Source organism: Mesobacillus campisalis (genome assembly GCF_000986785.1).
Classification (GTDB): domain Bacteria; phylum Bacillota; class Bacilli; order Bacillales; family Cytobacillaceae; genus Mesobacillus_B; species Mesobacillus_B campisalis.
Window position 1 is genome coordinate 178,050 of record NZ_LAYY01000001.1, and the last position, 13,845, is coordinate 191,894.

At 39.4% G+C, this 13,845-nt stretch carries 13 protein-coding genes; 2 read left to right on the forward strand and 11 right to left on the reverse strand.

The genetic code is table 11. The features are described from left to right. Positions 1-178: 178 nt before the first annotated feature. The 4 genes from WQ57_RS00740 to WQ57_RS00750 form a co-directional block, all read right to left on the reverse strand. Positions 179-502 carry a hypothetical protein gene (locus WQ57_RS00740; protein ID WP_241481451.1) on the reverse strand — a complete coding sequence of 108 codons (324 nt, stop codon included), beginning with the start codon at positions 500-502 and terminating at the stop codon, positions 179-181. A 364-nt stretch (positions 503-866) separates the two neighbouring features. After that, positions 867-1,028: a hypothetical protein gene (locus tag WQ57_RS26930; RefSeq protein ID WP_173427520.1), complete on the reverse strand. Its 162-nt coding sequence runs from the start codon at positions 1,026-1,028 to the stop codon at positions 867-869. A gap of 116 nt (positions 1,029-1,144) precedes the next feature. Then, positions 1,145-1,489 (reverse strand): hypothetical protein, encoded by a 345-nt coding sequence (locus tag WQ57_RS00745; protein WP_046521797.1) that lies wholly within the window; start codon positions 1,487-1,489, stop codon positions 1,145-1,147. A 216-nt stretch (positions 1,490-1,705) separates the two neighbouring features. Beyond that, positions 1,706-2,002 (reverse strand): hypothetical protein, encoded by a 297-nt coding sequence (locus WQ57_RS00750; RefSeq protein WP_156183012.1) that lies wholly within the window; start codon positions 2,000-2,002, stop codon positions 1,706-1,708. A gap of 276 nt (positions 2,003-2,278) precedes the next feature. On the opposite strand from WQ57_RS00750, the gene WQ57_RS00755 reads away from it, so the two are divergent. Then, positions 2,279-2,695, forward strand: coding sequence for a hypothetical protein (locus tag WQ57_RS00755; RefSeq protein WP_046521799.1), 417 nt, complete (start codon positions 2,279-2,281; stop codon positions 2,693-2,695). A gap of 112 nt (positions 2,696-2,807) precedes the next feature. On the opposite strand, the gene WQ57_RS26050 is transcribed toward WQ57_RS00755, so the two are convergent. From WQ57_RS26050 to WQ57_RS00790, 7 genes are all read right to left on the reverse strand, one after another. After that, positions 2,808-4,373, reverse strand: a complete 1,566-nt coding sequence (locus WQ57_RS26050) for a YheC/YheD family protein (protein ID WP_084820096.1) — start codon at positions 4,371-4,373, stop codon at positions 2,808-2,810. Between the two features lie 43 nt (positions 4,374-4,416). Continuing rightward, positions 4,417-5,733: a YheC/YheD family endospore coat-associated protein gene (locus tag WQ57_RS00765; protein WP_084820097.1), complete on the reverse strand. Its 1,317-nt coding sequence runs from the start codon at positions 5,731-5,733 to the stop codon at positions 4,417-4,419. A 175-nt stretch (positions 5,734-5,908) separates the two neighbouring features. Beyond that, the gene (locus WQ57_RS00770; RefSeq protein WP_046521801.1) at positions 5,909-6,370 is read right to left on the reverse strand and encodes a CotY/CotZ family spore coat protein; all 462 of its coding nucleotides are present in this window, start codon (positions 6,368-6,370) and stop codon (positions 5,909-5,911) included. 81 nt (positions 6,371-6,451) lie between these two features. Then, on the reverse strand, positions 6,452-7,465 hold the full coding sequence (locus WQ57_RS00775) for a YheC/YheD family protein (RefSeq protein WP_046521802.1): 1,014 nt from the start codon (positions 7,463-7,465) through the stop codon (positions 6,452-6,454). Positions 7,466-7,479: 14 nt separating this feature from the next. Beyond that, positions 7,480-8,703, reverse strand: coding sequence for an ATP-grasp domain-containing protein (locus tag WQ57_RS00780; RefSeq protein ID WP_046521803.1), 1,224 nt, complete (start codon positions 8,701-8,703; stop codon positions 7,480-7,482). A gap of 225 nt (positions 8,704-8,928) precedes the next feature. Next, positions 8,929-11,820: an alginate lyase family protein gene (locus WQ57_RS00785; protein WP_052948599.1), complete on the reverse strand. Its 2,892-nt coding sequence runs from the start codon at positions 11,818-11,820 to the stop codon at positions 8,929-8,931. Between the two features lie 238 nt (positions 11,821-12,058). Then, on the reverse strand, positions 12,059-12,757 hold the full coding sequence (locus WQ57_RS00790; protein WP_052948600.1) for a putative nucleotide-diphospho-sugar transferase: 699 nt from the start codon (positions 12,755-12,757) through the stop codon (positions 12,059-12,061). Positions 12,758-13,010: 253 nt separating this feature from the next. Here WQ57_RS00790 and WQ57_RS00795 point away from each other — a divergent pair, with 253 nt between their 5' ends. After that, positions 13,011-13,736: a glycosyltransferase gene (locus tag WQ57_RS00795; RefSeq protein WP_046521804.1), complete on the forward strand. Its 726-nt coding sequence runs from the start codon at positions 13,011-13,013 to the stop codon at positions 13,734-13,736. The last annotated feature ends 109 nt before the right edge of the window (positions 13,737-13,845 follow it).

The following is a 13,845-nucleotide window of genomic DNA, read 5'->3' on the forward strand; positions in this document are numbered from 1 at the left end:
TTGAAAAGTGGTATGTAGAAGTGGTAATACTATTTCATTGAATTTGGCATGATTATACCGTTCTTGAAGTATGTTGGTTGTTAGCCTGTTCCAGGTTCCTCCTCACCCTGGCTCAAAAGATGGCGTACTACTTGTTTAAGATTTTACTTGGAGTCAGGCCAATCAGGACACCAAGGTCCTAGCCAAAATACACACGTATACTTCCTTCTTTTTGTGCTGTTTTTAAACAGTTTTCAATAAAATCCCGAATTTGTTTTAGGTCCCAATCTACTTCTCCGCCGGATCCCCTTTTCCCATATTTTTGATGGTATTTATTTAAGGCCTTTTCCATATGTGGCAGGGAGAAGGTTGAGAAATCCCCACAGCCGCTGACTCCTGCATAATAATTTTCTGCCTCAAGTAAATTATACAGAATCAAAGCATTGTAATTTCCCATACTGAAACGAGCATAAGCAATTTCTGCTCCTGCTTTATTGTAACCCATAATATCGTGACCCATCATTTTACCCTCCTATAAATTAAATAAACCACCATGCATGTTCTTGGCCTAAAAATTAAGCGGACATAAATATTCTGTTTGGGCTGCCACTCTTGTTGTGGATTTTTTTGTGAAATGGGATGAAAGAAAAAGATACCAAATTGAAGAAATATAAAGTTGTGGGAAAGAGGTTGTCCAAAAGCCTGGTGTAGGAGCCAGGGGAAAATATGAGGAGTACTATCATTATTTCATGGATGATCACCTCTGGGAGATTGAATAAATGGACAAAGTTTGACAAAAAGTGCCTGACCCCCACTACGTTAATACGTCACCGTACTGGGGGTCAGGCACCATTTAGCGCTTTACTGTGATGGGGGTCAGGCACCGGTCAGGATTCTTCGCAGTGTGGGGATTTGTTTTTTTCTCCTTCTGCGAAGTCGCAGCCTTCTGCCACTGATTCCAGGCCGTTATCTGTTTGGGTTTCCTCGAATGACTCGTTGTATTGAAACTGTTGTTGAGGATTCCTGGATTTTTCTTTGTTCCCACTCATTGCTCTCTCCTCCTCAGCCTTTTTTATAAGTTTTCCCTTTGAGGAGGGAGGTTAATCATTGTGAGGGGATGATGCACAGGTTATTCCCTTTTCAGTCTTCCAAAAGGACAGATTCCTTAATTCAACACATAAGGATCCCCAAGGACATTACCACTGTTCTTGACATCCGTTTCAACGAGGTCTGGTTCCTGCTGTTTTGGATCTTTTGGTGTCAATGTTTTTAGGCAGATAATTTTATCTGCTTCATTGGTCCGATTCTCCTTAATCAATTTCCATGCAAGGGCCATACGTGCCTGCCAATCACCTTCCAATACTTTCGCAATGGCTACCGCTGCTTCCTGTTGATTTTCCCAATTTTCCGTATCAATTAATTCCTCATCGTATTCATTCTGTCTTTTTTTATAAGCTGTTACAGTAAGTGCACCCCGGCGGCAGAAAGCAGAGATGCTAAGACGATGCACGTTGTTGATTTTTTCATTGCTGCTTTATCCCTGCATTTTGATGTATTCCTTCCTTTTCTCATACCCTGTCATATTGAGTTTAAAAGCTTTTTATGCATCCCTTTTTTCTATTTTTCATCTTCCCCACCCAGGGTACAATAGAAGCGGCATGATTTTAAGTACTAAGGACACATATGAGGTAATAAAGAAATACCAAGCAGCAAGGGGGCTCAGGTTTTAGATTATTCGTTTGTTTCTCTTCTTTGCTTCATGATAAAGAGCAACAATAATATCGATGTTATTATCGATAATATTCAATCGTTCTCTTGAGATCTGTGACCATTCACTGGTTAGATGTCTTGCCGATAGGATATGTCTGATCCCAAATGTATACGTGTGAAACAACTCAGAAATCAGATAGCTGATGCCAGCACTAGGTTCCTTTTCCACAATGCTCTCGACATCCTCCTTTAACCAGTCTGGTGCAACTTTGATAGATTTCTTCAACAGATGTTCATATTCTTCATTAAACATTCCATCTTCTCCTTTTATATGTTTTAAAAGAAGCAAAGGCACATCTCCTTTGCTTCTTCTTCCCTGAAATTACACTAAACAATATGGTTATTATCTTCTATTCATTCACCCGAAACAACCTTCTTGCTTTCCTTCATTACCCAAATAGAAAATACAGGAGAACTGGTTGCTGATACGAAGACTACTGAGACCATGCACTCTCTTACTTCAGGATTCTTTCCATGGGTTATGATACAATGCTGGAAAGAGGATAATATTGGGAGGAGAACGGGTAAAATGGTAACTGTTTTTACGTATTTTGTTTCCTTTATTTTCATTGTGATTGCAGTGTTCATTACACTAACATTTAAAAATGAACTGGAGCGAATGTTTCGTGAAGATAGAAGTGTGTTCGCTTTTCATATTTGCAATGTGGTGATCATCTTAATGGTTGCCTTTGCCTCTCAGGCGGTAATGAGAATTTATATTCTCGGGCATGACTTTCCTTTCATTTTGAATGTAATTATTCTCATGGCCATTATCATGCCAACCTATATCGCAGGGCACTTCGCCTTCGAAAAATACAACTCCATTTACCGCAAATACGCAGCGGCCGAGAACGGGAAAGTCCTTGTTCTTAATGAAAAATACTTGAAAAAGAAAAAGTGGTTCAGGAGTGTCAGACATTATAATGCGGGGGCGAGGGAGGAGTAAAATTTTCAAAACTTTACCGGAACACCATTGTTGTATATATTAACAGGGCGTATGTAAAGCAAAAACATAGGGACGGTTATTGCGCTTCAAAAAGAAGCAAACCGTCCCTATGCTATTTCTTCCACTGTGTGCGAAGCTCTATTATTCTGTTAAGCATGGTTTTGTCTTCTAGTTCATTAAACACATAGGGGTCTGGATAGATGTTGACTTCAATGATCCATGGAAGAAAATCCTGGTCAACTCCGATATCAATACCAATGGCATTTAAATCATATAATGGAGCTAGATTTCCTCCTATTTTCTTCAGCATTCCTATATATGATTGCAATTTTTCATCATCCATATGCTGCGCTAATAAATGCTCAGCAGGATAAACCTCCCCATTACTGTGAAAGTTAGTGACAATCCTATGCGGATCGGCCACGCGTCCGAGAATGCCGGTGACCTCAAACTCATAATCGGGAGTCCGCTGCACCATGATCCTCAAATCAAAAATCCGTCCTTCATACTTTAATAAATGAATTCCTTTTTGAATAATATATTTTTTGTTTTTGGCTTTCCGTTTTTTCATCATATCTTTTATTTCAGTATCCAATGATGAAAATAAATCAGCAAACGTATTATAAGAATAGATTTTTGTTTCAATCTGAAACATATACTGATCGGAACCATCCTCTTTCTGTACATGCTCCACCCTTATTACACCCCTGCCAAAACTCCAATTATCCGGCTTAACATATACCATTTGGTGCCTGTCTAGCATATCCGACAGGTTCGTACTGTTAAACCACTGGGTTTCCGGAACATACTGTTGGAACTCACTGTGTTTCTCCAATACATCCTTTAATTTCCACTTGCTCCTTTTTCTTTTCTTCTTTTTAATCTCGATAGGCTCTTCTCCGCGGTAGCCTGTAAAGTTGGATTCTATTTTTTTATAGGTTTCCATATCTGTTTTTTTAAAACTTTTAAATCGAGGCTCAAGATTAACCTCAATCAACCAAGGTTTAATGTTTTCATCGTATCCAATATCAAAACCAAGTATTCTCAGTTGATTGCATGTTTCGGATAAACGATTGGCCATTTGAACGACCAGTTTTTCAAGCTTCTCTTTATGGACCAAAAGTTCTTCGGCGGAAAGGAAGCTGCCCATTACCTGCTCATACCTTATGGGGATTCCGCTGCTTGAGTAGTTCGTGACGATTTTCGCCGGATGCCCTACTCTTGCTAAAATCCCGGTTGCTTCCCATTTTTTCGTGTCATTGTTTAACTGAACAATGACTCTAATATCGAAGGATCTGTTTTCATATTTTAGCAACTCTATCCCCTGCTGTACCATATACCTGCCCTTTGCGCGCTTTTTTGTTTTTTGAATTTTTTTTGTCTTCCGCTTTAAGGATGAGTATAGTTTGTCAAATGTCTTAAATGTCTTGTTTTTTTTCACATAGTGGTAAGTATAAATTGGTTCATTTTCATCCCCACTCTTTTGGACCTTGATAACACCGCTCCCCCCTGTACCATGGGATGGTTTAACAAATACGGCCTGATGCTTTTCAAGCATAGTGTTTAGATTTTTTTTATTCAGCCACTTAGTTTCTGGTATATAGCCTTTTATTTCACCGCTCTTTCTCAAGACCTTTGTTTTTTGCCACTTACTTATTAACTCCTCGAACGAGATCATAATGGCACCTACTTTTTACAATATCCTTAAGTACTGCCTGATGCTAATAACCAGCCAATGCACTGGCATAACCCAAAGGGGCAGCTACAACACGCCGATACATTTGGTGATTCTTAATGGTCGTTAAAGGGCTGCTATGATTATGTGATCGGTTATTAAGTTCAATAAGCCATATGCGTAAATTAGAATCAAGCATTACGTCGAAAGCCACATCTCCATAGTGGATGTTCTTGTCTTCAAGCACCCTGCAGACTTTTTTACACATGTCAATTATTTCTTCCCTTTTTTCTTTAGCCGCTTTTTTGCTTAGCTTATAAATCTTTCTTAATGCCTGGGGTGTTGACAGGAAACAATCCGTTAAGATCCGGTTTGTGGCAATACTCCCATCAACTCCTACCCGGGCATAACTTCCCGTGCATTGCCAAGTCTTTTCTTCGTTTTTCTGGAGTATCACCCTGAACACAATATTTCTATTTAAATCGTTGTTAAGAATTGGCTGTTGTGCTATATGAGGCGATTCATTAAGGGAGTCCATGAAAGCGGTGAAATTATCATAATCTAGGTGTTTTGTATGATTTTTAGTATCTTTAACCGCATATTTATCTCCTGCCAGCGTCACTGTATAAATGCCGGCCGCCTTCATACCCCCAGCTGGTTTTATATAAACCGCTTTAAAATGATCGAGCATATCAAAAACTCTGTCTATTTCCACTAACTGGGCAGTTTCCGGAAAGTAATGAATGACCTCCGGTGAATCGGACAGTTTTTCATAAAGCTGCCATTTATTTAATAAAGGATAGTTAAAAGCTTTCCCCTCCATCGCTTCCGATAATTGATCAAGAGCTTGAGATTTTCCTCTTCGAAACAGCACCTCCGGGAAAGGAAAAATGCCCGATTCCCAAGTATCTTTTTTACCAAGTCCTCCAGGTTTGAAACAATAACCGCCAATCGTTTTGTTCTCAAAATCAATGGAATCTGCTGAACTTATGATAAACAGGCCGCCCACTTCTTTGTAAGGAGCAGTATATTTTTTCATTTTCCTTAACCTTTTTGGAGAAATCTTTTGTGCCTGGCTATTGAATATAAAAGCAATTACCGGACCGACAAAAAAGGTTCCCTGTTCAATCCTCCACTTAAAATCAACTTCGACTGGTATTGGGAACCCCTCGGCAAATTGTTTATGGATGCCTATGCTTCCGCTTCCAATGTCTGCGGAAAAGCTGATTTTCACTTCTTTTTTAAATTTTCCGAAAGCAAATTTCATAGGTTCGGTTAGTTCAATAAAATGGCTTTGCATACTTTCTGGAAGTATCAGATCGTTTTTTCCAATGCTCTCCATATAACAAAAGCGCATACTCATCCTCCTTTAACCCTTCATGTATAAACTATGGAAAAAGAGGTTTTCTGCCTGTGTTTTTTCATTACTTTTGGCTTCCTTATTGCAAACGCTGGGAAATAACTTTGGGGGTGAATTTCAGGGTAAACCCAACAACCTGTATTTACAATTAAAGCATCCAATAAACTGGATGCTTTCTCTACCATTTTGGTTCGCATATGATTTTTCTTTTCAATAGTTCCGTATCCAGGCACTGGATTCCGCAAAAGCAGCTTATGTCGATTTCAATACATATCGGCGTTTTCTCCAGCTTTACTACATCACAAAGCAGCTTCGCAGGTTCTTTGTGAATATTGTACGGACGAAGTATTGTCAGTTTTGCGCAGGAAGATCCTTTTTCTATGGAATCAATCCGGAAAAAACTAGTAGTAAAACATTCTTGCGATTTCTTTTTTTCGTTATATACGATACCTTCCCATTCAAAAATTCCATTTTTGGTTAGGAGGATAAAGGGTATTGTATCTGACCCAACAAGTTTCCCAAGTAACTTTCCAAGAAAGGGTGTTGAAGTTTCGGCCAGAAAATCCTGAAGTTTCTTTAATTCAAATAGTGCGTCACCAATACAGTTACCCATATTAGGTCGGTTATGACTGCTTTCCATGGTACACCTCCCTCAAACTGTCTCTGTACCTCTATATTATGACAAGAATTTAGGGAGGTGAGTTTTTGGACGTAAAATGGACTAATGCTGAGTCGCCAGGTATTTCGCGTATTTAACGGTCCTTTTTGCCACCTCAAATTCCCTGTGCTGGGAACCCGGCCTCCAATTGACCTCAAAAACCCAGAGTTTATGATGCGAATCAATTGCGACGTCAATGCCAAGTTCATCGAACCTGCGATTAAAGACTGCTTCCAGATGGCAGGAAAAAGCATGCGCGAACTGTTCGAGCAGCCTTTTGATATTGAAATATTCGTCGCCAAATTGTTCCTTTAGGAATGGTTCTAATTCTCCACGATACCCTCCGCCGCTGATATTACTGATCAGCTTCCCACTCCCGCTGATTCTCGGGTAAATGAGATTAATTTCCCATTCACCAAACCCATTTTTCTGAACATGAAGGCGAAAGTCATATGATTGGCCACTATCAGTTTTACATTCAATAAATGGCTGGAACAAATATTTTTGTTCCTTTTTTAGCTTTCCAATTAATAAATGGAACCGGGTTGAATCAAGTACCTTTTCTTCAGTACCGTCAATTATTTTAAATTCATCCTCATTTATTGCCTTCACAAAAAGAATTTTTTTGCCCTTGTTTCCTGAAAATGGCTTGATGACAATTCTTTGTCCCTGGCCCAAAAGTTCAAATAACCGTCTCGTTTTCTTTAAAGGGAATGTAGGAATGAGAAAACCAGAGAAATCGCCCTTTTTCTTAACAGCCCGGTATACTCTCATTTTGTTGGGAACAGGTTGACTGGTGAATGGCACCATTTCTTTTAATTTCCTGTAAATTTTCTTTTGCCAACCTGTCCTCGGCTTGCTGATATTGATTACCGCTTGAGGGAAGTCCATTATTCGCTGCTCCCATTTACCTTTGCTGTAAATCCAGCCTTCTATTTTCCGGGCTTCAAGATTAACTCCCCGATAAGAAAAGTAAACAAAAGGAATTCCCTCCATCTTTGCAGCAGCTGCGCATGCATAGGCCTTTTTTTCATGGTAAGGCTTTTTCCTGTAGTGAAGCATACCGATTAGTGTCACATAAATCCCTCCCTTTACAGGGGTTCCATGAAAAATTTAATTTCCTTTGCTGCCATTTCAGCAGTCTCCTTTGCTTCAGAGTAACTCTCTCCAGAAGCAATCACATAAGCATATCGGTCGCCTAATGAATAGGGAGGTGTTAAAATAGCCCCTTTTCGCGGTTTTACATAAACCTCTTTCACACCCTCAAGGGATAAGGCGCGATTCTTCCCTGTAACCCTCAAGAGCATCCCCCGAGCTGCGACTGTAATAAATTGGGCAAATACATGTCTAAGTTTTCCATGTGTCAGGTCAGGTTCCTCTCCAAGGTGGATTTTGATAATCTCCTGCACAAGATTGATACCTGAGCCTTCAAACAGGATTTGATTCATGGCACCGCCCGAAACCCTTGGATTGATTTCAACAAGCTTCCACTCCCCGTTCACCCACCTCATTTCCAAATGGCAGGAACCCAAGGTCATATCCAAGGTTGCAAGCACTTTCTCTATAACAGTTTTAAGCTTCTCGTGCTGCGTTTTACTAAGAGAAGCCGGATAGTGATAGCCTGTTACAATAAACCGATCCTTTTTGGAGATAAACTGTTCGATAACACCAACTATATGAACCTTTCCCTCCCATACAAGAACTTCGATTAAATATTGAGGCCCAATTAAATATTCTTCTATTAAAATAGCCTGACCAGGAAACTGTTTCCTTAATAATTGGATCCCTTGTTCAAGCTCTCTCTTTGATTCAGCTAAAATGACATCCTTTGAGCCATTAGACTGGGGAGATTTAACAATGAGGGGAAGAGAATGTTCTAATCGTTCCGCAACTTTTTCAGCTGGTTCCTCTAGTGGTATGACGATAAAAAATGGATTCAAGTCCAGGCCTTGCAGTGCTTTCCTAAACCTGGTTTTCTCCTCCATTTTATAAATTGCCGAGGGCGGCGGGTGACTAAGGCCCATTTCGGATGACAGGAGTGTCGCAGTATACACAAAGGGATCCACCAAACTTAGGCAGCCTCTGATATTTTTACCCTGTTTCTTCAGTAAATCAAGTTCGCCTTTAAGACTTTCCATGTTCTGTAAATCTTCAAGATGGATCATCTGGTGTACATCTGGAAATTCTTTTCTTTGTTCGATAAATTTTGGCCTATCTGTAAAAAGGACTGTAAATAAACCCATCTGTTCTGCTGCTTTAATGGCTTCCCTGCTTGTTCCGGATTTGTTGCTTCCGATAAAGATAATGGTATCCATGTTTTCATCCTCCAATATTCTTAAAAGGAGTTCCTAATTACCTTATTCAATTTCCTTTTTATGGTGTATGTACCACGGAACCGTATGTAAGAAGGCTTTTGGTGAGATATAATAATTAGAGGCTAATTGTTTTAAAGCTTTATGGCACAAAGTAAAAGGGAACCGATATGTACGGTCCCCTTTAAGATTTCCAGCATTAAAAAGCCAGGACATATGAATCTATATTTAAAACAGTTCCGGAAAACGTTTCCTTATTTTTTGGATTCTTCTCCTGTTTTTTATCTGATTTTTCTTAACGTATGCTTGTTGACGATTCCCTTTGCCTCTATATTTCCTTGTATTTTCCCCATGATTAACCATGTACACAGCCATTCGGCCTGTCAAGGGTTCCAGCTTTCTGCCGTATTCTTCGGCGACAGTTTTAAAGTTCTTATGGCGTACAAATTTCGAAAAATAATTATTCCTGTCTTTATAATGTAAAGGGAATTCATCTTTTTTGAAGTACATGATTGCGCACGAACCACTTTTCCGCCAAAACGAATTACACCGGGCGATCAATTTATTTCTTACATCATACATATAACCTTTTGTGATTAGATATCCCCTTTTATTATCATCCTTCAAAACAGTTTCAACCAATGATGGGTCCAAAATATCATCTGCGTCTAAATGCATATAATAAAGGGATTCATACCCTGATTGCCTCAATGCCGTTCCAATCATTTGTTTTTTTCTCCCTTTATCCCGGCCAATTTCCTTTATATTTTTTGGAACTGGAAAAGGAGCCAAGAGCACTCGTACATCAAGGCCAAAATAATTGACTGGCGGATATTCATGAGCTGCAAGATAAATAACAAAATTTTTATTTTTTTGCCGGGAAAGAGAATATAACGTGGTTTCTAGATTCTCACAAACTTTTTTCCAGTCCTTGGACACTGTTTTAGCCCTAAGAGGAATTCCAAAAACAAAGCTCGGATGTTTGTTAACAAATTTATAATTTCTCTTTACCTCTGCCTTCCCAATATTCCAGTAAGGGCGCACTCCGTCATGCGGAAAAAAGCGGGTTTTCACAGAATACTTTGAACGATGGAAAAAGGGTTTTTTTAGTTTTAATCTGGATTCCTGAGGCGCATAAAACCAAATGGGAAGATATCGTTCTTCATCGAATTCATCAATCAGTTTATCTGGCCACTTTTTACCAGCATGCGACAGGAGCCACTGGACAGCCTTTATTAAGTTCGACCCTTTGCGGGATTGGTAAGCCCATAAGTCCGTTCCGTATCTTTCAGCAATTTCGGTCATATAGATCCAGCCTTGCAGGTTAAAACAACAGTAGTGGGCGGGCTGGGTCCGAACCAGCTCTTTCGGCTGTGCACCATCTGGCGCAAATTGTGTTTCTATCCTTGATTGTGCTCTTACAATTGCTTCAAACAAAACCGGGTAATCCTCAAGGAAGTCCGAAATAGCGGCAACCTGCAAATCATAATAGGTTCCATGGTTATTGTCCGATAGGCGTTCCCCCTTCCCTTGAGGCGAATTGATGAGCCAATCTAGATAACTTGACAGCCAGCCTTTAAAAAGAACAAGGTGTTCTTCAGGAATCGTATTCGCCTTGCAAAAAAGGCGGACAGCATCCAGATAAAAGTAGATATCCTTCATTTCAATAATCCCTTTGCTGGTCCCCTGATTGTTATTTCTGCCTTTTCTAACTTGAGCATATTTTAAATGCGGATTCATTTTGGTAGCAGGATTAACAAAGAATCGATAAAGAATTCGTGAACCATGTTCTGCATATTTCTTTTTACCAGTAAAAAACCAGGCTAGGGCAAGTGTAATAGAATCATCAAACACCCTTTGCAGGCGAGTTCGGTCATATTTATCACTTTCAGGCTCATACAGCTTTGTTCCTGGAACTCTCCTCCCGTCCCGCCTAACATAAGGCAGACCATCATTTTTCTTTTTATTTGGCCACCAGTATGGTGCAGGGTGCCAATAATCGTTAATGATCCCGCTAGGCGGAAGCGACTTTTTATCAGTGACTGAATACGGCTCCCTTGTTAACGCCTCTTCAGCATCATCTAAAAGTCTGGTAATCAAAGGCATTTCGGCACCATCAAGAAACATACTCTTCTCCTCCTCGAGTATGTCCATCTGATAAAATAGTAACTCTCGCCCGCTTTTTCGTTTTGCTATCTTTTCTCTGTCTATCGCGCGGATGGTGTTAATGATGGCCTCTGTTCGAGCAAGACCTCTTTGCTTAAAACTCTGTTTTGTATCCTTCTCCAGCACCTTTTTTCCTGAAAACATTCTGGCTACCCATCCTGCAAATCCAAATTGCCCTTCTTCGGCTGATTTTGAACTTCGAACTTGGTCCCATGGTTCGTCTTTCCACTTGTCCCATTTACCTGGAATACCCAGCCTCCAGATTAATTCAACTTTGTCCCGCCGGCCATATGGAAACCTCTCGTTGAATTCCTCTTTCGAATCCCTTCTAAAGATTAATTGCGGTTCTTCAACCGGGGTTGGGGTGAAATTTTCTGAGACTAACTGAGAGTTATCTAAAACTCTAGCCATTGGGACTGCAAAGTATTTCAGGTATGGTGACTTTCCTATATCTTTACGAATTTCATCCCATGCGGAAGAAGTGATAAAACAATTGCCATCCCAAGGAAGTACCCATTTTGCACGCATTTTACCATCGCGCAGTGCGATATTCCGGGCACCATTCACGTTCATTACATAATTGTTTTTCAGCCTATAGGCTGCTGCAATTGCATTGTTCTTTTGTTCAGCATTCAGATTTTCAAATTCTTTTGTTGCAAGGAATCCAGGTTTTTTAAAGCAATTAGTATCCCAGCCAATTCTTTGATATTCACCTTCATAAAATGGCAGATGGATGTATTTTTGATTATGCTCCTGCAGGAGTTTTATGATTGCCTCTTCTTCCTCTCGATCAATAATCCGGTTAACAACCCATCGTTTCTCACAATCTTCGAGTTTAGGTTCATTCTCAAGCACAAATTTTAAATTTTCACGGGTTTGCCCTTTTCTGTGTCTTGGATATAAATCATTTCCAATTATTCTGTAAAGAACAAAGGTATCTTCAACTTTGTCCAAACCTTTATCCTTATATTCCTCTTTTAATCTCGCACTCTCTTTGTGATTGTGTTGTATTATAGCTGGATTTCCCTTCTTGCTTGATAGGGACTTTGGACTTCGGGCCGAACCCCTCTTACTATTGTTTTTTTTCACTGTATCACCATCCTATCCTGATATTACAGATTCAAAGAGGAAAATGTTTATCACGTAATATAAGGGTCAACACAGGGATATCACTCTTAAAAACTCAAATGGTTTAATTCGATTGGATATTCCTTAAAAATTGCCGGTAGCTCTTTTTCATTCTTTTTAGTCTTGTCTCCCATCGAAGACCACAGTGATGCATGATATTGGGTTTTTGGGCAACATCTTTACGATTAGGTCTGCTATTCCACTTAAGATGTAAGGGTCCAACTTTCGAGGTGTATTTTGTTGGGCCTTCATAGGATTGTATTTTTACATTTCTGTTCTTATAGCCCAGAAGGTTTAAAAATGCTTGTTGATCCCACCAGCCCTTGCGACGCTTCTTTTTAAACTTCCAAATATGCTCTAAAATCTCCAGCGCTGCAGGATCCCGTTTAACGACGATAACACCGCTATTAGGAAACAGAGGATCTCTTCCGAAATAACTAGTCATATAAACAACATGATTGGATGATAATTCTTTCCGTATGTCCTCCGTTGGATCCACGATTATGGTATCGGCATCCATCCACATTACAATTTCATAGTATTTTAATAGATTGTATAAAAGGATTACTTTATGTTTTTTAGCCTCTTGCTCCGGAAGAAGGAGTTCTTTAAAAAACAAAGTATCAATGTTATGAAGTTGGCCGTAATATTCAACCGTTGGTTTCATTATTTCCATTGAAGCCACATGGTCTGTACCTGTTGCTAAACAACAAATAACCATATTACTTTTAGGCTTTAACCTAAAATCGTACGATGGGATCATTTTATCTCTCCTTTATGAGTTCCCTTACTTCACAGCAGCTCTCATAAAATATTTTTCAATCCGCTGTATATTCAGTGTATTCACTCGCTGGATATCTTGCTTAGGTGTTTATCCACTGTTTATATGGACACCAGTCTGTTTTACCTGGGTTAGCCTTGCTTTCACGAACGAAGTCCATTTTCCGGAAACCAACTCACTTTGACCGACTTGAAATCATATAATATGAGGAGAACTTTATGGGAGGTCTGAAGTATTGGTATCGCTAATTGCCTGTACAATACGGGAGAAAATGATGAATAATATATTTGAAAACTTTGATAGACAACTATGGGCTGACAAAGAATTAATCATCATATTAAATAATGATAATATGGATATTAATAAATGGAAGGAACGGGCACAAGAATATTCCAATGTTTCGGTATACCAGCTTCCGGAAGAAAAAACGCTGGGCGAATGCTTAAATTTTGGCATTGAGAAAGCTAACTATGATCTTGTTGCAAAGATAGATGATGATGATTACTACTCACCCTACTATTTACCAGAGGCGATGGAGATTTTTGAAAAAACCGACGCACAATTAGTAGGAAAAGGAAAATCCTTCATGTACTTTGAGGAGAAGAAACTTCTAACAATCCGCCAAATAGGAAGTGAAAATAAACCGGGGAAGAGTTCGCTAAAAGGAGGCACACTTATCTTTAAAAAGGAACTTTATCCGGAGTTGAAATTTCCCTCAAGGAAGGGTTCAGGTACAGACAGCAAATTTGTAAAAAGATGCAAAGAGAAGAATGTTAGAATCCATACAACCAGCAGGTACAATTACGTCTATCTAAGACGCTCAGATAGCAATTCCCATACATTCGCAAGATCAAATAAAGCACTTATAAAAAAGAGTAAAGTAATTGGAAAAGTGAAAAACTACATTCCAAAGATTACGAGGCCAATCGGCATTGGATTTAGTAAAGAAAATAAGGAATAGTAGGTCAGTCATTTGTCTCCATAAAAGAAAAGGGCTGTTCAAATCTTTGAACAGCCCTTTTTCTATTACATTCGGCTTGGATGGCACTTATAAATGCATTTTATGCCAG

What these genes read in the sequence shown, in the direction of transcription:
- WQ57_RS00740 (WP_241481451.1), bottom strand. Translation starts at nt 502, where the DNA reads ATGATGGGTCACGATATTATGGGTTACAATAAAGCAGGAGCAGAAATT.
- WQ57_RS26930 (WP_173427520.1), bottom strand. Translation starts at nt 1,028, where the DNA reads ATGAGTGGGAACAAAGAAAAATCCAGGAATCCTCAACAACAGTTTCAA.
- WQ57_RS00750 (WP_156183012.1), bottom strand. Translation starts at nt 2,002, where the DNA reads ATGTTTAATGAAGAATATGAACATCTGTTGAAGAAATCTATCAAAGTT.
- WQ57_RS00755 (WP_046521799.1), top strand. Translation starts at nt 2,279, where the DNA reads ATGGTAACTGTTTTTACGTATTTTGTTTCCTTTATTTTCATTGTGATT.
- WQ57_RS26050 (WP_084820096.1), bottom strand. Translation starts at nt 4,373, where the DNA reads ATGATCTCGTTCGAGGAGTTAATAAGTAAGTGGCAAAAAACAAAGGTC.
- WQ57_RS00765 (WP_084820097.1), bottom strand. Translation starts at nt 5,733, where the DNA reads ATGAGTATGCGCTTTTGTTATATGGAGAGCATTGGAAAAAACGATCTG.
- WQ57_RS00770 (WP_046521801.1), bottom strand. Translation starts at nt 6,370, where the DNA reads ATGGAAAGCAGTCATAACCGACCTAATATGGGTAACTGTATTGGTGAC.
- WQ57_RS00780 (WP_046521803.1), bottom strand. Translation starts at nt 8,703, where the DNA reads ATGGATACCATTATCTTTATCGGAAGCAACAAATCCGGAACAAGCAGG.
- WQ57_RS00790 (WP_052948600.1), bottom strand. Translation starts at nt 12,757, where the DNA reads ATGATCCCATCGTACGATTTTAGGTTAAAGCCTAAAAGTAATATGGTT.